The sequence below is a fragment of the Actinomadura hibisca NBRC 15177 genome, from assembly GCF_001552635.1.
Lineage (GTDB): Bacteria > Actinomycetota > Actinomycetes > Streptosporangiales > Streptosporangiaceae > Spirillospora > Spirillospora hibisca.
Map to the genome: position 1 here is coordinate 1 of NZ_BCRO01000064.1, position 20,539 is coordinate 20,539.

Annotated in this window: 17 protein-coding genes; 6 read left to right on the top strand and 11 right to left on the bottom strand. The window is 73.1% G+C overall.

Annotation, left to right across the window (positions count from 1 at the left end; translation table 11 throughout):
• On the top strand, window positions 1-683 hold a 683-nt coding region (locus AH6_RS27705), incomplete at its 5' end, for a DUF5753 domain-containing protein (protein ID WP_067485652.1).
• Window positions 684-704: 21 nt separating this feature from the next.
• Window positions 705-914 carry a DUF397 domain-containing protein gene (locus AH6_RS42825; RefSeq protein WP_083983515.1) on the top strand — a complete coding sequence of 70 codons (210 nt, stop codon included), beginning with the start codon at window positions 705-707 and terminating at the stop codon, window positions 912-914.
• A gap of 479 nt (window positions 915-1,393) precedes the next feature.
• Here the strand turns inward: AH6_RS42825 and AH6_RS27710 are convergent, their stop codons facing one another.
• Entirely contained in the window at window positions 1,394-1,813 is a 420-nt protein-coding gene (locus AH6_RS27710; RefSeq protein ID WP_157431763.1) for a hypothetical protein, read from the bottom strand.
• A gap of 282 nt (window positions 1,814-2,095) precedes the next feature.
• Between AH6_RS27710 and AH6_RS27715 the strand changes: the two genes are divergently transcribed.
• Window positions 2,096-2,299 (top strand): hypothetical protein, encoded by a 204-nt coding sequence (locus AH6_RS27715; RefSeq protein ID WP_067485656.1) that lies wholly within the window; start codon window positions 2,096-2,098, stop codon window positions 2,297-2,299.
• 464 nt (window positions 2,300-2,763) lie between these two features.
• On the opposite strand, the gene AH6_RS44170 is transcribed toward AH6_RS27715, so the two are convergent.
• A complete protein-coding gene (locus AH6_RS44170) occupies window positions 2,764-2,910 on the bottom strand; it encodes an ATP-binding cassette domain-containing protein (RefSeq protein WP_169807924.1) in 147 nt (48 codons plus the stop codon).
• A 75-nt stretch (window positions 2,911-2,985) separates the two neighbouring features.
• Window positions 2,986-4,686, bottom strand: coding sequence for a proline--tRNA ligase (locus tag AH6_RS27720; protein ID WP_067485657.1), 1,701 nt, complete (start codon window positions 4,684-4,686; stop codon window positions 2,986-2,988).
• A 74-nt stretch (window positions 4,687-4,760) separates the two neighbouring features.
• On the opposite strand from AH6_RS27720, the gene proS reads away from it, so the two are divergent.
• On the top strand, window positions 4,761-6,209 hold the full coding sequence (gene proS / locus AH6_RS27725) for a proline--tRNA ligase (RefSeq protein WP_174555128.1): 1,449 nt from the start codon (window positions 4,761-4,763) through the stop codon (window positions 6,207-6,209).
• Window positions 6,210-6,274: 65 nt separating this feature from the next.
• Here proS and AH6_RS27730 read toward each other — a convergent pair whose 3' ends face one another.
• The 8 genes from AH6_RS27730 to AH6_RS46760 all read right to left on the bottom strand — a co-directional run bounded on the left by AH6_RS27730 (window position 6,275) and on the right by AH6_RS46760 (window position 16,109).
• The gene (locus tag AH6_RS27730; protein WP_067485661.1) at window positions 6,275-6,907 is read right to left on the bottom strand and encodes a DUF6328 family protein; all 633 of its coding nucleotides are present in this window, start codon (window positions 6,905-6,907) and stop codon (window positions 6,275-6,277) included.
• A gap of 66 nt (window positions 6,908-6,973) precedes the next feature.
• Entirely contained in the window at window positions 6,974-8,923 is a 1,950-nt protein-coding gene (locus AH6_RS27735; protein ID WP_067485663.1) for a SpoIIE family protein phosphatase, read from the bottom strand.
• 130 nt (window positions 8,924-9,053) lie between these two features.
• A complete protein-coding gene (locus tag AH6_RS27740) occupies window positions 9,054-9,776 on the bottom strand; it encodes a GAF and ANTAR domain-containing protein (protein WP_067485665.1) in 723 nt (240 codons plus the stop codon).
• A 137-nt stretch (window positions 9,777-9,913) separates the two neighbouring features.
• Complete coding sequence (locus AH6_RS27745) at window positions 9,914-10,345, bottom strand: CBS domain-containing protein (protein ID WP_067485667.1); 432 nt, start codon at window positions 10,343-10,345, stop codon at window positions 9,914-9,916.
• Window positions 10,346-10,438: 93 nt separating this feature from the next.
• Entirely contained in the window at window positions 10,439-10,837 is a 399-nt protein-coding gene (locus tag AH6_RS27750; RefSeq protein WP_067485669.1) for an SSI family serine proteinase inhibitor, read from the bottom strand.
• 76 nt (window positions 10,838-10,913) lie between these two features.
• Entirely contained in the window at window positions 10,914-11,498 is a 585-nt protein-coding gene (locus tag AH6_RS27755; RefSeq protein WP_067485781.1) for a sigma-70 family RNA polymerase sigma factor, read from the bottom strand.
• A gap of 558 nt (window positions 11,499-12,056) precedes the next feature.
• Window positions 12,057-15,200 carry a M14 family metallopeptidase gene (locus AH6_RS27760; protein ID WP_067485671.1) on the bottom strand — a complete coding sequence of 1,048 codons (3,144 nt, stop codon included), beginning with the start codon at window positions 15,198-15,200 and terminating at the stop codon, window positions 12,057-12,059.
• Between the two features lie 150 nt (window positions 15,201-15,350).
• Complete coding sequence (locus AH6_RS46760; protein WP_067485674.1) at window positions 15,351-16,109, bottom strand: TetR/AcrR family transcriptional regulator; 759 nt, start codon at window positions 16,107-16,109, stop codon at window positions 15,351-15,353.
• Between the two features lie 309 nt (window positions 16,110-16,418).
• Between AH6_RS46760 and AH6_RS27770 the strand changes: the two genes are divergently transcribed.
• Window positions 16,419-18,941 (top strand): ATP-binding SpoIIE family protein phosphatase, encoded by a 2,523-nt coding sequence (locus AH6_RS27770; RefSeq protein WP_169807925.1) that lies wholly within the window; start codon window positions 16,419-16,421, stop codon window positions 18,939-18,941.
• 140 nt (window positions 18,942-19,081) lie between these two features.
• Window positions 19,082-19,966: a hypothetical protein gene (locus AH6_RS27775; RefSeq protein WP_245679498.1), complete on the top strand. Its 885-nt coding sequence runs from the start codon at window positions 19,082-19,084 to the stop codon at window positions 19,964-19,966.
• Window positions 19,967-20,539: the final 573 nt, after the last annotated feature.

Sequence of the window (20,539 nt, forward strand, 5' to 3'; positions counted from 1 at the left end):
ATCGACTCTTAGATACCTACGAGGTGGACGACGAGATGCGCCGCGCGCTGCAAACTCTCAGCCGCCAGGCGAGCCACAAAGGCTGGTGGAAGACGTACGGCGATGCGCTTCCCCAGTGGTTCCAGAGTTACGTAGGGCTTGAGGATGGAGCAAAATCCCTCACGATCTACCACAACCAGCTAGTTCCCGGCCTGATGCAGACCGACGAGTACGCCACTGCCGTTATCCGTGCGCATCGCCCCAACGTCGAAACCGAAGAGGTCGAGCGTCAGCTTGGGGCACGCGCCACGCGGCGAGCCTTGCTGACAGGGTCCGCCCCGCTGGAAGTCTGGGCCATCCTGGATGAGGCCGTTTTGCGCCGCATGGTCGGCGGATCCGCCGTCATGGGTGCTCAGTTGCGCCATCTCCAGGAAGTTGCGACCCTTCCAAGCGTCACCTTGCAGATTTTGCCGTTCGGACATGGAGCACATGCGTCCATGGGGACGTCGTTCATCCGTTTGCAGTTCCCCGAACCGAACGACGCAGGCATCATCTACATCGAAGACCTGACAAGCAGCCAGTACTTGGAAGATCCAGCCGATATCGAGAGGTATACGCTGGTAATCGACCACCTACGCGCGTCCGCGCTGCCCCCTGAGGCGTCCATCGACTTCATCGGGCGCACCGCTGACAGCTTGGGCTGACCTATCAGAGGAGACCACGGCATGTCCGCGCCAGAGCTGACGACCGCCGTATGGCGCAAGAGCAGCCGCAGCAACGGAGCCGGAGGTGAGTGCGTGGAAGTTGCCAACGTGCGCCCCGGCATCGCCATCCGAGACAGCAAGCACCCGTCCGGGCCTTCCCTAAGCCTTGATCCTCAGGCGTGGGACGCTTTGATCCACAGAATCAAGGCGGGCAGCCATCATCTCACCTGATGTGTGAGAAGTTTCCCTACCAGGTCAAGCGCGCGACGTTGCGCCCGATCCGGCTTGGCCGGGTCGGGCGCAAGCGCCCTCCCCGTCCGCCGTCCGGACGCTCCGCCGCGCGGGGTCGTCCGGTCCTGACCCCAGTGCCAGGACCCTAGGCAGACCCCCGCGTCACCCTTCGGGCACCTCCGCCGGGACGCCGCCGCTCACCACTGCCGCCGCGCGCGCCGCCGCTCCCGCAGTCGGCCGCCGTTCGCGGGATCGGCCATCGCGCGCCAGCGGTCCGCCCCCTCCGTCCCCGCCGGATCGGCGCGGCTGCACTGCGCACCGACCCGCCTCCGGGCCGCGCGGGCACGCCCGCGCGCCCGTCGCGGTCGGCCGCGTTCGCCGCGCCTCCCAACGGCGTCGGGGCGTCCTCCGCCGCTTGCCGCCCTCACCCGCTCGACGCCGCCCGCGCTCGCCCGCCGCGCGCGCGTTGCCCGATGCGCTCAGCTCTCCGGCGTCGGCCGCTCACCCAGGCGCAAGCGCCGCGCTTCTGAGGCGATCGAGTTCCAGGACCGGCCGAAGGTAGAGATCAGATCCTCACGCGGCACCGGCTCAGCCCACAGCCGCCGCAGCTCTGCCCGCTCGTCATCGCGCCATGCCCGCCCGTGATTGCGATGCGCGTCCCGCAAACGGTTCGTCCGCGCCGTCGCCCCCCGATCGATCTGCCGCACCACGTCCGCCGGGACGTCCAGCACCACCTGATCGTTGCCGTCCAGCAGCACCAAGCGGGCCGCGTCCACGGTCAACGTCGTATCGGTGATCCCGCCCCACGTCTGGGGAGAGGTGAACTGAACACGCATCGCCATATGCGTACCCTTCCGCCGCACCGGACCCCGGTGATACCCCCGCACCAGCACCACCACGCGCCATAGCCACCTCCGGCCACCGGTAAGGGTGATCAGGTCCGCGCCGCCCCTCCCGGTCGCGCTGGTCACGGGGCCGCATCGCATCTCAAAGGCACGGCGGTACGGACGTCGGTGCTGACCTTCACATGACGGCCCCTCCGTGCGCGTCGGTGCGGAACAAGCCCTACCAGACGGCGGCGCGCCGGTCACGGTCGTACGTCCAGCGGGGCGCTCCACCGTGACCGGCGCGCCGCCGCCCGGCAGCCCTGCGGGCACACCGACGAGCCCGGAGGAGCCGCAATGTTCTGGAACGCCAGCCCCGAAGCCCGCACCGCCGCACTGTGCCTCTACGACGCGATGCGCCCCCGTGACCAGCGCGACCTCGCCGACCCCGACATGAGCGACGCGGACCTGATCACCCTCGCCACCGAACTCGTAGCGCGCGTGACCGACCCCACCGAGCGTCAGCAGCTTCTCACCTACTGGCAGCAGCTCAGCCAGTAGCCCAGCACCGGGCGGCGTCCCTCCGGGGGCGTCGCCCGGCCCGTTCCGCCATGCGCCATCAACCCCCCGCTCAACGCCCCAGTCGGCGCGCATCGTTCCGCTTTAGGGATTCCCAACCAACCCCGACCCCCGCCCCTTATACGGATGCCGCCTCCGGCGTCTAGCTGTGCCCATAAGAGCTGTGCGACCCGGCCAGCGCACGAAGCCGCCGCCCCGCCAAACCAGGTAGGCGGGACAACGGCTAGAACGTCAAGTACCACCCCCAGTGGTACAGCGTGCGCGCGGACGGCCGGATGCGTTCTTGGTCGGGGACCCCTCCGGCGGGCTGCACCGGGCCTAGAGCGGGCAGCGAGGCGCAGCCCGGAGCCGGGCGAGGCTAGCAGCCCACCGCCCCGACCAAGCCCGCATCCGTCCGCCCCAACCGTCACCGCCTTGACCAGGGCTAACGCTGCCCCGAAGGAGTGTCACAATCCCGTAACCGTCTTGCCCGCGCCGTTCGGGCCGACCAGCGCGGCCGTCACGCCCTCGCCGACGCGGAACGACACGTCGTTCAGCAGTATGCGCCCGTCCGGCAGCACATGGCTGACGTGGCCGACCTCGACGTGCCCCACGGTGTTCCCCCTCGAACGTTCCGACCTTCGAGTGTCGGCAGGCCAGGCCCCGGCGGGCAAGCGGTTTTCCGCCGGTCAGGCGGTGACCAGGGTAAGCAGGTGCGGGACCGCCTCGGACAGCGCCACCTTTGCCGTCTCGCCGGACGCGCGCTCGGTGATCTCCACGACGCCCTCGGCCAAGCCCCGGCGGCCGACCGTGACGCGGAACGGGATGCCGGTCAGTTCGGCGTCGCGGAACTTCACCCCGGCCCGCTCCGCCCGGTCGTCGATGATCGTGTCGACCCCGGCGGCGGCCAGCGCCGTGTAGATCGACTCGGCCGCCTCCGCGACCTCGGCGTCGTCGCTCTGGGCCGCCACCACCGCGACCCGGAACGGCGCGACGGCGAGCGGCCACACGATCCCGCGCTCGTCGTGGTGGGTCTCCACGATCGCCGCGAGCGCCCGCTCGATCCCGATCCCGTAGCTCCCCATGATCACCGGGACGCGGACGCCGCCGGGGGCCAGCACCTCGACGCCGAGCGCCCGCGCGTACCTGTCGCCCAGCTTGAAGATGTGCCCGATCTCGATCGCCCGCAGCGCCTCCAGCGGCGCGCCGCAGCGCACGCACGGCTCGCCCGCCGCGACCTCGCGCAGGTCGGCCCAGGTGTCCACGGCGATGTCGCGCCCGACATCCACGCCGCGCAGGTGCACGTCGTCGGTGTTGGCCCCGGTGAACATGTCGCGACGGCCCCGCAGCGCCTCGTCGGCCAGGATCGGCAGCTCGGTGACGCCGACCGCGCCCAGGCTGCCCGGCAGCGCGCCCAGCGCCGCGCGGATCTCCTCGGCCTCGGCGGGCCGGATCGCCGCCGCGCCCGTCGCGTCGGCCAGCTTCTGCTCGTTCAGCGCGTGGTCGCCGCGCAGCAGCACCAGCGTGAGGCGGCCGTCCAGCACGTGGACCAGCGTCTTGATCTGCCGGTCGGCCGCCGCGTCGTATCCGGTGACCAGGTCGTCGATCGTGCGCGCGCCGGGCGTGTCGAACCGCTCGGGCGCGGGGAGGCCGGGGCCGTCGGTGATCTCGGGGAGCCGGGCGACGGCCTTCTCGACGTTGGCCGCGTAGCCGCACTCGGGGGAGTGCAGGATCACGTCCTCGCCGGTCTCGGCCGGGCACATGAACTCGGTGGAGTCGGCCCCGCCCATCGACCCGCTGGACGCCTCCACCGGCAGCGCGGGCAGCCCCAGCCGCGCGAAGATCCGCAGGTAGGCGGCCCGGTAGCGCTCGAACGAGGCGTCCAGGCCCTCCCGGTCGAGGTCGAAGCTGTAGGCGTCCTTCATCGTGAACTCGCGGGTGCGCAGCAGCCCGCCCTTGGGGCGCGGCTCGTCTCGGAACTTGGTCTGGAACTGGTACCACTGCTGCGGCAGCCGCTTGTAGGAGCCCAGCTCGCGCGCCACCGTCGCGAAGATCTCCTCGTGCGTCATGCCCAGCGCCAGGTCCGCGCCGCGCCGGTCGCGCAGCCGGAACATCTCCGCGCCCATCGTGTCCCAGCGCCCGGTGCGCTGCCAGATCTCGGCCGGGTGCAGCGCCGGGAGCGACATCTCCTGGCCGCCGATGCCGTCCATCTCCTCGCGCACGATCTGGACGATCTTGGCGCGCACGCGTACCGCCAGCGGCAGCAACGAGTAGTGGCCGGAGGTGAGCTGGCGCACATATCCGGCGCGCAGCAGCAGCCGGTGGCTCGGGGCCTCCGCCTCGGCCGGGTCGTCGCGGAGCGTGGGCACGAAGATCTGGGACCAGCGCATTCGCGGATGATAGTGGGCGGGGCATCGGCCCATTGCGTTATTGGCGGGCGGCGTTCGTTAGTACCCTCGGGGGCGTGAGTCGTGAAGGTGTGACGCCGCAGAGCGAAGATTTCTCCGCCTGGTACAACGAGCTGGTCGTGCAGGCCCAGCTCGTCGACCGTGGCCCGGTGCGGGGGACGATGGTCATCCGACCGTACGGGTACCGGATCTGGGAGCTGCTCCAGGCCGACCTGGACCGCCGGATCAAGGACGCCGGGCACGAGAACGCGGCCTTCCCGATGTTCATCCCCGAGTCCTACCTCAAGCGCGAGGCCGAGCACGTCGAGGGCTTCTCGCCCGAGCTCGCCGTGGTCACCGTCGCCGGGGGCAAGGAGCTGGAGGAGCCGCTGGTGGTGCGGCCGACCTCCGAGACGGTCATCGGCGAGTACATGGCCAAGTGGATCGACTCCCACCGCGACCTGCCGCTGCTGCTCAACCAGTGGGCCAACGTGGTCCGCTGGGAGATGCGGCCCCGCATGTTCCTGCGCACCACCGAGTTCTACTGGCAGGAGGGGCACACCGCGCACAGCGACGAGGACGACGCGATGCGCGAGACCATGTGGGCGCTGGACGCCTACGCGGCCGTCGCCCGCGACCTCGCCGCCATCCCGGTCGTGCCGGGCGAGAAGACCCCCGGCGAGCGGTTCGCCGGCGCGGTCCGCACCTACACGATCGAGGGCATGATGCGCGACGGCCGCGCCCTCCAGGCCGGCACCTCGCACTACCTCGGCACCAACTTCGCCAAGGCGTTCGAGATCCAGTACCAGGACGAGGCGGGCAAGCTCCAGCTGGCCCACACCACCTCCTGGGGCATGAGCACCCGCATGATCGGCGGCGTGATCATGACGCACGGCGACGACAAGGGCCTGGTGCTGCCGCCCCGGCTGGCCCCCTACCAGGTCGTGATCGTGCCGATCGGCCGCAAGGAGCAGGGCGAGCAGGCCGCCGCCGAGGCCCGGCGGCTGGGCGCGGCGATCAAGGCCATGGGCATCCGCGTGCACGTGGACGACAAGCGCGGCAACCTGTCGCCGGGCTACAAGTTCAACGAGTGGGAGATGCGCGGCGTCCCGGTCCGCATCGAGCTGGGCATGCGCGACATCGAGAACGGCGTCGCCACGCTCGCGCGGCGGCTGCCGGTCGTGGAGGGGCAGGGCAAGGAGCAGATCCCGCTGGAGAAGGTGCCCGAGCTGCTACCTGGCATCCTGGCGGAGTTCCAGTCGTTCCTGCTGGCCCGCGCCGAGGCGTTCCGCGAGGAGCGCACCGCCACGGTCGACTCCTGGGACGCCTTCGCCGAGCAGGTGCAGACCGGCTGGGCGCGCGCCTTCCACTGCGGGCGCGCCGAGTGCGAGGACGAGATCAAGGCCGACACCGCCGCCACGCCCCGGGTCATCCCGGCCGAGGCCCCGGAGGAGACCGGCGCGTGCGTGAAGTGCGGGCAGCCGTCCGCCTACGGCAAGCGCGTGATCTTCGGCAAGGCGTACTGATCCGGACATCGTGAAGCCCGCGAGACCTTAAGGTCTCGCGGGCTTCCGGCTTTCCGGGGGAGGGGTCAGCGGGCGGTCGTGCTGCCGGAGCCGCCCGCGCCGCCCGGCTTGAGGACGTGCTCGGCGGCCTCCAGCTCGTCGGCGGCCTCGTCCTGGCGCTCGGCCTCCTCGGCGGTGTCGCGCGCGTCCTGCCGGTCGGCGTCGCCGTTGCTGTGCGGCTCGTCCTCGGCGGCGGCGCGCCGGGTGAGCAGCGGCTGCACGAACCAGGTCCACGACGCCAGCAGCCCGACCGCCGCGGCCGTGACGACCGCCTGCCAGCCGCCCAGCAGCGTCTCGATCATCAGCGTGGTGGAGGCGGTGATCGACACCGCCAGCGCGATGGCCGCCGCGATCCCGAACCGGTTGGCGCGCCGGATCAGCAGCGGCTTCTGCCCGGCCTGGAACAACACCCGGTGCTGGATCACCGGCGCGATGAAGCAGATCGACGCCAGCGCCGCGCCGAACAGCGCGACGTAGAACAACACCTCGCCGGGGCCGTCCACGATGCCGAAGCGGGTCGCGAACGGCACCGTCAGCAGGAACGCGAACAGCACCTGCACGCCGGTGACCGCTACGCGGAAGCCCTGCAACAACTCCATCAGCTGGCGGTCGAGACGCTCGTGCTCGGTCTCGTTTCGGGGGTTCGGGGCGGTGGCCATGCCCGCTCGATACCCAGGCGAAACAGGGTTATTCCGGCGACGGGTGGGGTGTCGGGCGGCGGGCCGTCAGCCGAGCGTCGGCGGCAACACCCGCAGCGCCAGCATCGACACGTCGTCGCGCAGGTCGCCGTCGCAGTACTCCAGCAGCGTGCGCTGCACCGCGTCCAGCATCGACTGCACCGAACCGGCGGCGTGCGCGGCCAGCGTGTCCAGCAGCCGTTCCTGGCCGAACTCCTGCCGCATCAGGTCGCACGCCTCCAGCACCCCGTCCGAGTGCAGGAACAGCGTGTCGCCGGGCACCAGCTCGATGGTGTCGAGCCCGGCCTCGAAGTCCTCGAACAGCCCGAGCGGCACGCCGCCGCGCGAGGCCGAGCGGATCACCCCGTCGCCGCGGACCACGACCGCGGGCGGGTGCCCGGCCAGGCCGAGCGCGGCGGTGACGCCGGACTCGGTGGGGGTGAGCGCCGCCAGCACGGCGGTGACGAAGCGGTCCTCCTCCAGCAGCGTCTCGTTGACCATGGCCAGCACCTCGGTCGGGTCGCTCTTCCACCGCGACACCAGCCGCACGCCGTGCCGGGCGGTCGCGGTGACCGCCGCCGCGTCCTCGCCCTTGCCGCACACGTCGCCCAGCACCAGGCCCCAGCCGCCGGGGGTGCGGAACACGTCGTAGAAGTCGCCGCCGACCTCGCCGCCGTGCGAGGCCGCCATGTAGCGGGCGTCCAGCTCCACGCCGGGGATCGCGGGCAGCGTCTTGGGCAGCAGGCTCGCCTGGAGCGAGTCGGCGACCTCCGCGCGCCGCCGGTACAGCCGCGCCGCGCGGATCACCAGCGCCAGGTAGCGGCCGAGCCGCTGCACCACGCCGAGGTCGGTCAGGTCGAACGGGCCGTGCTCGCCCCGGCTGGCCAGCGTGATCGTGCCGATGCAGCGGTCGCCGTCCTCCACCGGCACGCAGAGCACCGAGGTCGCGCCGATCTTGGCGCAGACCGGCTGCCCGTCCGGGCCGGTGCCGAGCTGGTTCAGGTCCTCCAGGTGCGGGCGCAGCGCGCTCTGCCGGGTGCGCCACACCGTGTGCGGCAGGGTGTCGGGGGCCGGGTCCAGCTCCTCCAGCATGCGCGCGGCCTCGTGCGCGCGCTCGTCGTCGGCCGGGCCCATCACGACCTGGCGGCGCGGCGGGTCGGCGCTGTTCAGGCGGCGCTCGGCCTGCTGGGACGGGCCGCCGACCGCCGGGCCCGACTCCACGCCGGTCAGGTCGATGAACGCCCAGTCGGCCAGCTCGGCGGCCAGCAGCCGGGCGCAGCGGCGCACCGCGACGGTCTCGTTGAAGACCGGCTCGTCCAGCAGCAGCTCGCTGGCGGTGGCCAGCACGTCCATCCGGTGCACGATGGTCGCCACGGCCTCGTCGTCGGCCGGCTCGGCCTTGACGGCGGGGGCCGGGGCGGCCGGGTCGTCGGTGGGCGTGGTGGTGGGCCCGGCGGCCGCGATCACCATCGGGTCGGGCTCGCCGCGGATCCACACCCGCGCCAGCGTCACCACCGCGTCGACCGGGTGCTCGCGGCCCAGGAACCGCACCGGCACGCGCAGCCGCCGCCCGGTCCGCACGACGGCGGCGAGCTGGGAGCGCAGCGCGGCGCGGGTCGCCAGGTCGCAGAAGGCGGTGAACTGCTTGCCCGACACGTAGCCCGAGGAGGTGCCCAGCAGGCCCGCGGCCTGCCGGTTGGCGCGGCGGACGCTGTTGTCGCGGTCCAGCAGGAACAGCGGCACCGGCGCGTCCTGGAACACCGTGCGCAGCACCCGGCGCTCGGTCTCGGCGGCGGCTCCCGCCCCGGCCGCGCCGCCCTGCTCGGCGCCCATCGCGCGCAGCGCCGTCAGGGCCAGCTCCAGCTCCAGCAGCGCGGCGTCCAGCGTGGCGCGCAGGTCGGGTTGCGGCAGGTCGGCGGCCTGGCGGAGCTCCCCGATGCGCCCTTCGAGATCGGTGATCTCGCGCATGATGGTCTCGGGTTCGAGCTGCTCGGGCATCAAACCTCTCCCCAGGGGTGGACCGCACGCCGCCGGTCTCCGGTGGACCGCCGTGCGCAGCCTATTCCCGTTGCGCGCATACGGCCTAGTTCAGTACCAAAGAGGCGCTGGTCATCCCGCCCGTTGGTCCTCAGAGCAGCCCCTGGTCGCCGACGATCCGCTGGGCCAGCGCGGTCAGCTTCACGTGCCGGGTCTGGGAGACGCGGCGCATCTCGGCGAACGCCTGCTCGGCGTCGCAGCCCAGCGCGTGCATCAGGATGCCCTTGGCCTGGTCGACGACCGCGCGCGCCTCCACCGCCTCCTGGAGCTGGGTGGCGGTGCGCTGCACCCGGTCGTACTGGAGCGAGTTGGACACCGCGGCGCTGCCCTGCGCCACCAGCAGCGCCGCCAGGGCCTGCTGGTCGGGGGCCAGCGACCGGGGCGCCACCCCGTACAGCGTCAGCGTCACCATGACCTGGCCGTTCAGATGGGGAGAGGTGGCGAAGCAGCGCACGCCGCGCCGCAACATGTCGGGCATGGTCTCGGGCCAGCGGGTCTCGGCCAGGATGTCGTCGCTGCTGACCGCGCGGCGGTGCAGCACCACGTCGAAGACGGGGCCGGAGCCGCGGGCGAGCTGGCGGTCGACGACCTCGGCGAGGTCGGGGTGGCTGGCGGCCGAGGCCAGGGGGTCGGGCCGCTGGTCGTCGGCCAGCGCCCAGCGCACGCTGGAGGCCCCGGCGCAGCCGGGCACGGCGCGGGCGGCCAGCTCGGTGACCCGGTGCAGCGTGCCCACGTCGGACGACACGCCCACCACGCCCAGGCGGGCGATCTCCAGGGCGAGCTGATCGGTCAGGACGGCGTCGGTTGTCGGCACGACTTGACGGTACCTCGCCCGGAGCGTTCCCGTACCCGTCGGTACAGAGCGGTGGCGGCGGGGAGGGTGTCCGGGAGGGAAGGTGCGCCGGGCGCGTGCGGCGGGCGCACGGTGGGCGGCGTCGGCGGCGCGGCGGATTACAGGTTCGGCGGGGCCTTGCTGATGTCGGGCAGGGGGCCGTCGCCGTCCATCCCGACCCCGGCCAGCGCCAGGTCCCCGACCGTGACGATGCCCACGGGCCGGTGCGCCTCGTCGACCACCGGCAGCCGCCGCACCGCGCGCTCGCGCATCAGCCGGACGGCGGTGTCGGTGTCGTCGTCGGGTCCCACGGTGATCAGGTCGGCGGTGCAGACGTCGCCGAGCGGCGTGAGCGCGGTGTTGCGGCTCTCGGCGACCGCGCGCACCACGATGTCGCGGTCGGTCACCATGCCGCAGAGCCGCCCGGCGAAGGTCACCAGCACGTCGCCGATGCCCGCGTCGCGCATCACCCGCGCGGCCTCGAACAACGTCGCGTCGAGCGGGAGGGCCCGGGGATCGGCGGTCATGACGTCGCTGACTCTCCGTGCCATGTCCCGCACACCCTTCCCGTTCCGCGCCCGTCCGTCACCCGCCGCATCAGCGGCGCTCTACCCCGGGCGCGTGACCCTATGCCCAAGAGAGGGTCAAAACGCGAAGATGGTGCCCGTGTAGGCGCGCATGACGCAGCCGTTGGAGTACTCGCGCCGGAACCGCACCGGGCGGCCCGCCCAGCGGCCCTCCGCCTCGGCGATCACCGGCGCGTACTCCAGCGTGCAGAACCCGTCGCCGTGGGCGTGCTCGAACCGCCCGCCGGACCGGGCCAGCTCCGCGCACGCCTCGGCGGCCTTCGGGTGCTTGCCGCCCGCGGGGCCGCAGGTCAGCGTCACCGTCCGCGTCCCGGAGGTGGTGGCGCCGGGGTAGGTGAGGGTCAGCCGCAGTTCGGTGGCCGGGACGGGGTCGGCCGCCGCGGGCGCGACGGGCGCGAGGACGGGGGACAGGGCGAGCGCGGCGCCGGTGAGGGCGGTGGCGACCAGGTGCGGCATGGGGACTCCCGGAGATCACGGCCAGATCGTCGCCCAATGTAGCCAGTCCGGCACCGAAAGTGGTGGAGGAGCGCCCTCAGGCCGCCAGGACGTGCGCGGCCAGCGCCTCCCGGAGCTGCTTGCGGCCCCGGTGCAGGCGCGACATCACCGTGCCGATGGGGGTGCCCATCATCGCGGCGATCTCCTTGTAGGGGTAGCCCTCCACGTCGGCCAGGTAGACCGCGTCGCGGAAGTCCTTGGGCAGGGCCCGCAGCGCCCCGGCGATCCGCTGGTCGGGGATGCGGTCCAGCGCCTCGGACTCGGCCGACCGGAACCCGGCCGAGTGCGCCTCGGCCTGGGCGATCTGCCACTCCTCCAGCTCCTCCGAGCCCGCCCGCTGCGGCTCGCGCTGCTTCTTGCGGTAGGTGTTGATGAAGTTGTTGGTGAGGATGCGGTGCAGCCACGCCTTGAGGTTGGTGCCCTCCTGGAACTGGTGGAAGTTGGAGTACGCCTTGATCAGCGTCTCCTGCACCAGGTCCTCGGCGTCGGCGCTGTTGCGGGTCATCCGGACGGCGCTGGCGTACAGCGGGTCGGCGAGCGGCAGCACGTCGCGCTCGTACCGCTCGGAGCGCTCGGTCTCGGAGATGCGGATCTTCTTCTCGGAGCGGGTCTCGCCGGGCATGGTGACAGCCGACATCGTCGTTCCCCCCGTGGATCATGGCTCCCTCGGGAGCCGGTGTGCGCCCGCGCGCGCCGGGGGCGCGCGCGGGTCGGGCGGACGTGCCGCCCCCCGTGCAGAGGTACGTTCCACCGATCCCGACGGGTTCGGCCGGAAAGGCGGCGCGAACGGAGATGGGGTCTTCCGGAGTCGGGGGTCCCGGCCGCGCATGGAGGGTGGGCCGGGCGTGCGCGCGGGACGGCTGCTGCCAGGGCGACCCCGTCGGTCCGGGACGTCGCGGGCTCGGCGCGATCGGGCGCGTCACTGTGGTCGGTGGGTTGTTCTCGTTAGGTAAGACGCGCGGGAGGGGGCCCGGGGTTGCGTGACGTCGGTCACAAAACATGAACTTCTGTCGCGTTTGCTGCCGTTGACCGGTATAAAACCCCTCTTTTGCCGCAAACCGCCCAAGCCGAAGGCCCCCGGACCGGTGGAGGCGGCCGGGGGCCTTCGGGGACGGGGATCGGGATCGGAGGTCAGAGGGGTCGGGGTCAGGGAGTTGGGCTCAGGGGGTGTTGCCGGGCGTCAGCCCAGCAGGTGGCGCAGGGCCCTGGCCATCAGGTCCCGCTGCTCGGCGGGCGTGCGAGCCTGCTCGATGCCGAAGCCGAGCAGCACGCTGTCGCGCGTCGCCACGGCCGAGGTCGAGTCGAGCAGGGCCTGCGTGCGCACGAACTCCGTCGGGTTGCCGGGGCTGCCCTCGGGCGCGCCCGCGATCGTCCACGGGCCGAGGCCGGACTCGAAGCCCTCGGCGTCGAGCTGGCCGCCGGTCGTGGTGACCTTGGTCGCGTCGATGAACAGGCCGGGCTCGCCCGAGCCGGGGTCGCTCACGTAGGCGAAGGAGACCTCCACCTTCTTGCCCGCGTAGGCCGACAGGTCGAAGGCGACCGGCACCCAGCCGTTGGAGTCACCGGTCATGGAGTTCCACTGGCCGGTGGTCCCGGTGTTGCCGCAGGGGTTGCCCTGGGTGAGGTAGTGCTTCAGGTGCGGGTGCTGGTTGATGAAGTAGGCGCCCTCGCACTCGGTCGGGACGCGGTTGCTGGTGTGGCCGTTCTTGTCGGGCAGCGTCGTCCAGTCGTCGCCGCCCGCCGTCCGGGCCTCCAGCAGCACGTGGTCGTAGCCGCCCTCGGTCGCGTAGGAGAGTTGCGCCTGCAACGCCGGGGCCTGCGCGGCGGTGACCGAGGTCAGGTCGACGGTGCGGGTGAGCCGCCGGTACAGGCCGTTCTGGTGCGGGCCCGCGATGTACCACTGGCCCTCGATCGGCTCGAACGGCGCGGCCGCGCCGAGGTAGTCGCCCGCCTTCCAGCTCCTGAACTGCGGGAACTGGTCGGGCGGCAGCACGGTGGAGGTCACCTGGAAGCCGCCCGCCTCGTTCAGCGGGTTGGACGCGGTGCCCGCGAGGCCCGCCTTGGCCCCCTCGAACGGGCGTCCGGCGCCGGTGAAGTCGGTCGGCTTGCCCACGACCTGCCGGTCGTAGCCGCCCAGGTAGTACTGGACGAAGTCGTCCGACAGCAGCTCGCAGTCGTCGCGGTAGTTGGAGCGGACCACACACGGCCGTTCGGGGTGCCCCTTCAGGCCGTAGTAGATGCCGCCGCCCGCCTTGCCGCTGATCGGCCCGGTGTAGCCGGTGGTCTCGCCGGTGTGCAGCAGCTTGCCGCCCTCGTTGAGGTAGGAGCGCACCGACAGCAGCAGGTCCTTGGCGCGGTCGGCCACCTGGGCGTCGTGCGCCGGGCCCTCGTAGGTCTGCACCGGGTCGTCGGCGGCGTCCTGGGTGAGCCGGTTGTCGCCCAGGTACCAGACCACGGCCTTGAAGTGCTTGAGGACGCCGAGGTCGTGCGGGACGCCGTCCTTGTCGATGTCCCAGACCTGCGGCTTGTGCTTGGCCGACTTCACCAGGTCGGCGTACTGCTGGGCGTACTTGGGCGCGTTGGTGCCCGCCGGGTAGGTGGGGTTGACGCCCTTGTAGTCCTCGTCGGCGATCACCAGCACGTCGGCGTCGGCCTGGTCGCGGACGGTGTAGGTGAAGTGCTCGCTCTCGACGCGCTTGCCGTCCTTGTTGCCCGAGAACCACACCTCGACCCTGTCCCCGGCCTTCTGGCCGCTGACCTTGCCTCGATACTCGGCGAAGTAGTGGTCGTTCTCGTCGCCGAAGCGCTCGCCGCCGCGCCATTCGCGCGCGCCGTCGTGCCGGACCGGGCCGCCGTTGATGCGGTAGTTGAGGTCCTTGTTGGCCAGCGACCGGCGGACGACGGAGGCGACCTCCTGGGTGGAGCCGTAGGAGGTGGCGAACTTGTCCACGTCGTAGTCGGGCACGGTCTTGCCCACCGGCGACACGGGGTTGTCGGGGGTGTGCGCCGACTTGCCGACCGCGATCGCGAACGGCAGGTTGTTGCGGAACTCCTGCGAGATCAGCGCCTCGTCGTCGGGGAACTCGAAGATGCTGCCGCAGTTCTGCGGCGTGTAGGCGTCGTCGGGGTCGTACCCGGCGGCGGTGACGCAGGTGGCCATCTCCGGGGTGATCGACAGCGCGCCGTGGCGGTTGTCGGCCTCGCCGTCGGTGTCGCCGTTGGTGGTGTAGAGCTGGGCGGCGAGCTGCGGGGTGTAGTTCGGCACGGCGGGCCGGTCCACGTCGCCGACGATCGCCTTGTGGATCAGGTCGTCGGGGCTGGGGGTGAGCGCCTGCCAGCCCACGCCGTACAGCAGCAGTTCGGCGGCCGAGTGCCAGTTGACCAGGAACTTCGGCTTCAGCCGCGCGTAGAGGCCGGTCTGCGCGCGGGTCTCGGGCTCGGAGGCCGGGCCCTTGCCCCGGTAGGTCTCGCCGATGGGCGAGGGGTCGGAGCCCTCGTTGTCGTAGCCCCACTTGTAGGGGAAGTTGCGGTTCAGGTCGACGCCGTCGCCGGTGGTGATGCGGCCGTCGCCGTTGTTGTCGCGGGCGTTCTTGCGCCACAGCCGGAAGCCGGGCTGGAAGGTCAGGTCGTAGCCGTCCACGTTGACCACCGGGACGAACCACAGGTCCGTGGTGTCCACGATCTTGGTCAGGTCGGCGTCCTTGCCGTAGCCCTCGACGTAGTGGTGCAGCAGCCGCCGCACCATCTCCGGGGTGATCCACTCGCGGGCGTGCTGGTCGGCCTGGTAGACGACCGCGGGCCGCTGGCCGTCCTTGAGCCCGGCCACGTCCTTGCTGACCCGGATGGCGGTGATCGGCTTGCCCTGGACGGAGGTGCCGATGTCCACCGCCGTCGCGATGCCGGGGTGGTCGGCGGCGACCTTGAGGATCTCCTCGCGGATGTTCCCGGCGCCGCTGTAGGGCCGGAACACCTTCTGCGCGGCCTTCGCGCGGGCCGTCAGGTCCTTGCCGCCGGGCTTCTTGACCTGGAGGCCGAGGCCCTTCTTGATCAGGTTGGCGGCCTGCGTGCTGTTCAGCACGGCCTCCACCCGGGCCTTGCCCTTGGCGGCCGACTTGGCGAAGGTGACGTCCTCGCGGTCGACGCCGGAGGCGTTGAGCAGGGCGATCTGGTCGGCGCCGAGGTCGCCGGTGTAGACGTCCACCGCGGCCCCGGGGGCGGGCAGCGGGGGTTTCGCCTGCGCCGGGACCGCCGACAGCGTCCCGAGGAGGAGGGTTGCGGCGGCCACGACGGTGGTGGCTCTTCGCCGGAAAAGACTGCGCGTCATCGCGCCTCCCTGGCGTGGATCACAACGGGGGCGGCGTGATCGTCTGCCGGGGACGGAGGGGTGTCAATGCGGCATCGGGTCCGATAGCCGCATCCGGTCACTTCGCGGGACGTGTGCTCCGGAATCGGCGCCGGGACGTCTCGATGATGATCACATCGCGCGGCCGTCGAGCAGCGCACGCACCAGATCCGCCGCGTACTCCTCGGGATCGGCGGGCAGCCGCGCCCCGGACGCCACCGCCTCCGGGCCCGCGAGCCGGACGAGGAAGGCGTGCTGCTGGCAGGCGCCGAGCAGCGCGGCGGCGAGCAGCGGCGCGGGCGCGTCGGCGGAGATCCGGCCTGCGCGCTGCTCGGCCTCCAGGTAGCCGATCAGCGCGGCGTGGCCCAGGACCGGCCCCGCCAGCGCGCCGCCGGGCGTCCCGGCGGGCGGGCCGCCCGGCGCGTCCGGGCCGGTGGGACGGTCGGTTGTGCCGCCGAGCGTCCTGGCGGGCGGGCCACCTGGCACGTTCGGGCCGGTGGGACGGTCGGGCGCGCCGCTCTTGGCCGGGCCGTCCGCGCGCAGCCAGGCGATCAGGTCGGGGTCGGCCAGGACGGGCCCGGTCATCGGCAGCAGCTCACCGTAGAAGCGCACCATGCGGGCGGCCAGCCGGGTCAGGTTGGCCTCGACGGTGTCGCGGCCGACCGCGCCCAGCAGCTCGGCCATCGCCGTCCGGGCGGTCCCGGTCACCTCGGCCAGCGCGGCGGCGAACAGCGCCGTCTTGCTGGCGAAGTGGTTGTAGAGGCTGCCCTCGGAGACCCCGGCGGCGCGCGCGATCTCCTTGGTGGTCGCCGCGGTGACGCCGCGCCGCCCGATCACCGTGATCGCGGCCGTCAGGATGCGCTCGCGCATCGGCTCCGCCACCGCCGCCATGGGCGTCCCCTCCCCGCTCCCGCCGCCGTGCGGCCGGAACGTCGGCACGCCGGACAGATGATTTTTTCGTACCCCTTGAGTGAGCGCTCACCCGATTATGCGCCGACCGGCCGTGCCTGCTCAACGCAGGGGTTTCCGCGGGTGCACGTGCGGCAGCACGTGCGCTCGGCAAGGCGTTCCGTGCGGCGGGAATCCCGAGTGCGGCCAGTTCGTCAGACCGCCAGCGCAGCGCCCTCACGCGAGGTAACGTCCTCTTTACCGCGGGTTGTCGGGGGCATTAACTTCACCGCCGCCCAGGGAGGGGTCCGCGTGGTTATCGCTCAAGGGCGGCCGACGGCGTCGGCCGCAGGCACCGGAACATCCGTAACGACACCGGACGAGGCCGCCGAAGCGGCCGAAGCCGACGAGCCGGACGGCGGGCGGGCCCAGCAGCACGCCCCCCGCCTCCTGGAACAACACCTGCTCGGCGTCACGAGCATGGCCGTGATCACCGTCGACGGCCACGGCCGCGTCGGGCACTGGAACCGCGCCGCCGCCGACCTGTTCGGCGTCACCGGCGACCAGGCCGCCGGGCGTCCCCTGGCCGCGCTGCTGCGGCTGCCGCCGGAGCACCGGGCCGCGTTCGAGCCCGGCCCGTCCGCGCGGGCCTGGTGCGGCGCGTACGCGGTGCCGCGCGTCGACGACGGCGAGCCCGCCGAGGTCGCCTGGTGGGTCTACCCGGTCGACCGCCCCGGGGAGGCGGGCGAGGCCGGCGCGGACGTGCGCCTGCTGGCGGTGGCCGCCGACCTGCGGCGGCTCCGCGAGGACGGGCCCGGCCTCGGCATGGGCGACGTGCTCGTGGCCGACCCCGGCGACGGGCCGCTGCCCGCCAGCACCGGGCTGCACGTCCTGCACGTCGAACCCGCGCTGGCGCGGGTCGGCGACGGCGACGCCGCCCGGTTCGGGCGGCGGCTCGCCGGGCTGCTGCCCCCGATGGGGTCCGCGACGGCCGCCCGCGTCACCGCGAGCGTGCTGGCCGCCGGGTACCCGGCGATCGACCTCAGCGTCGTCGCGCGGCTGCCGATCGTCCCGTACTGGGGCGGCATGCCGCGCGCCCTGCGCATCAGACCCCGGGCCGCCGGCGGCGCCCTGGGCCCGATCCCGCCCCACCCGCGCCGCCCGGAGAGATCGGAGGCGATGGCCGTGCGCGAGCGTCTGGCTTTCCTCGGCGAGGCCGGGGAACGGATCGGCGGTGCGGCCGACCACCTCAAGGCCGCCCGCGTCCTGGCGGAGGTGCTGGTGCCGGCGCTGGCCGACTTCGCCGACGTCTCCCTGCTGGACCGCGTCGCCGCCGCCGGCGACCGGCCCGCCGTGGACGGCGCCGCCCGGCTGCGCCGCGTCGCCGTCGTCCACGACGACGGCCCCGGCCGCTGGGACGACACCCTGCCCGAGGACGAGATCGCCGCCCCGCCGCCCGACAGCCCGTGCACCACGGCGCTGACCAGCGGCCGGGGCCTGCACATCCCGCTGATCAGCGCCGAGCGCGCCGAGCAGATCAGCCTGCTGTACACCGGCCGCGACCTGCGGCCGCTGCTGACCGGCCGCGCGCTGCTGATCCTGCCGCTGGTCGCGCGCGGCGAGGTGCTGGGGTTGTGCGCGCTGACCCGGCGGCCGGGCCGTCCCGGCTTCGACGAGGACGACCTCGCCACCATCGGCGAGCTGGTCCGCCGCGCCGCGCTCTGCGTGGACAACGGCCGCCTGTACCGCCGCGAGGTCGAACTCGTCCAGCAACTCCAGCGCAGCCTGCTGCCCGCGGGCCCGCCCGAGGTGCCCGGCGCGCGGGTGTGCTTCCGCTACCGGCCCGCCGGGCAGGCCGCGCAGGTCGGCGGCGACTGGTTCGACGCGATCCCGCTGCCGGGCTGCCGCCTGGGAGTGGTGGTCGGCGACGTCATGGGCGACGGCCTCACCTCGGCGGCCGTCATGGGCCAGCTCCGCACCGCCGTGCGCACCCTGGCCGCCCAGGACCTGCGCCCCGACCAGCTCCTGCAGCAGCTCGACGGCCTGGCCCGGCGGCTCGGCGACGACTGCGTGGCCACCTGCGCCTACGCGGTGTACGACCCGGTCGCGCGGCGCGTCGAGTTCGCCAACGCCGGGCACCTGCCGCCGGTGCTGGTGGACCCGGCGGGCGAGAGCCGGGTGTTGCCGATCCCGGCGGGGCTGCCGATCGGGGTGGGCGGCGAGCCGTTCGAGACCGTCGAGCTGGACATCCCCGACGGGTCCCGGCTCGTCTGGTGCACCGACGGGCTGGTCGAGCGCCGCGACCGCGACGTCGAGCAGGGCATGGAGGCGTTGCGCGGCCAGCTCGCGGGCGCGTCCACCGACCTCGCCGCCACCTGCGACGCGGTGCTGGAGGCGCTCGGCCAGGCCGTGCCCGCCGACGACATCGCGCTGGTGGCGGTCGGCTGCGACGGCATCCCGGCCGCCGACGTGGCGACCTGGCGGCTGCCCGCCGAGCCCAGCATGGTGCCGCGCGCCCGCGCCCAGGCCGCCGAGCGGCTCGCCGCCTGGGGGCTGGACGAGCTGACCGACACCGTCGAGCTGCTGGTCAGCGAGCTGGTCACCAACGCGCTGGTGCACGGCGCGGGCGAGATCGGGATGCGGATGATCCGGGGCGGGGCGCTGCTGTGCGAGGTGTCCGACGACGGCGACGAGCTGCCGGTGCTCTGCCGGGCCACCAGCACCGACGAGTCCGGGCGCGGTCTCCAGCTGGTCAGCTACCTGGCCGCGCGCTGGGGCACCCACCGCACCGAGCGGGGCAAGGTGGTCTGGTTCGAGCACGCGCTGCCGGACTGACCGCCCGGTGCCCAAGGCCCGCCTGCCCCGGTTGGTAGGAAATTGTCGCTTCCCCGACAGATTCTTTCCAAGGTCGACTTCCGATCTGATCGGTAGTGTCGAGCGGGTTCGCCGAACCCGCGCCGGGCGGGGGTGTCCAGTTGGGTGAGAGTCTGACGCTGCCGGTTCCCGAGACGCTGCACGGCATCTACGCCGTCGCGTTGGCCGAGCCTCCCGCCGACCCGCGGGAGCTGGCCCGGGAGCAGGTCGCGCGGCGGGTCGCGCCGCCGCTGCGCGACCTGGTGCTGGGCATGCTCGCCAGCCCGATGTTGACGCTGGACCTGCGCGCGACCGGCGCGTTCCCGCCGCTGCCGTCGGACCTGCTGGGCCTGTACGGCGCGACCGCCGCCGACCTGGCGGCCGTGGCGTCGGCGACGCACCTGCTGGCGGTGCGCGCCGCCTACCGTCCGGGCTGGCCGCCCGCGCACGAGTGGGCGGCCCGCGCGGTGGCGGGCGCGGTCGGCGCGGAGACCGGCGCGCCCGTCGTGGACGTGTTCACCCCGCAGGTGCTCGCCCCGGCGCGGCTGGCCGAGTCGCTGCCCGGTCCGGACGGTGAGATCCGTCTCACCGACTGGATGTTGTTGCCGCACACGGCGGGGCCGCACGGCTTCTGGTTCACGACCAAGGGCCTGGCCAGATTCGGCCTTCCCGAACTCCAGACCGAGCATGTCCCGCCCGCGCTGGTCGAGCCGTGGGGCCGCCTGCTGAACGGCCTGGCGCGCCGCGTGCTGGACCTGTGGCTGGACGAGCTGCCCGCCGGGGAACAACCGCTGGTCGTCGACCTGCCGGAGCTGGTCTCGGTGGGGCTCCAGGACGTCGCCGCGGCCCAGGGCGTCGCCGAGCCGATGCGCCGCGAGGTGTCGGTGCGGCTGCGCCAGGACACCGTGGACGGCGAGCCGGTGCTGACCGTGCTGGCCGCCGAGGACGGGCCCGACCGGCTGGAGTCGTTGTGCACGGCGCTGTTCGGCGCGCAGGACGCGGTGTGACGCGCGGAGATCGCCGGCGCCTTGCCGTGGGCGCCCTCGCCGACGCAGGATCGAACCCGTGAGATTCGGACGCCGCGACAGGCCCCGCCCCGACGAGGAACCCGACGAGCCGCGCCCCGCGCCGCCGGAGCGCCCGGTCCCGGAACCGGGCGACGTGCGCGTGGCGGGCCGCTTCGAGCCGCCCAGGGACCAGTCCGACTGGACGCCGGTACAACCACCGGACCCGAGGACGACGCCCGCCCCCGAGGCGTCGGCGGACCAGCCTCCCCAACGCCCGTCGGACACCCGCCCGGACATCCCGGTGCAGCCCCCGAGCGCCCCGGCCGACCAGGACGACTGGTCAAGAGCAACACCACCCCCACCCCAGCCGTACACACCCCCGCAACCCCCATCCGACCCGCTGGCCGCTGGACCAAGAACACACGCAGAGCCGCCGGACTCCGGGATGGAGACGCCTTCGGATCCGTCGTACACCTGGCGGGAGGCAGGCTCGGGCACGCCGTCGCAGCCGTCGGAATCCGGGGCAGGCGTGTCGCCGGAGCCGTCGTATACGTGGTCGGACGCAGGCGTGAG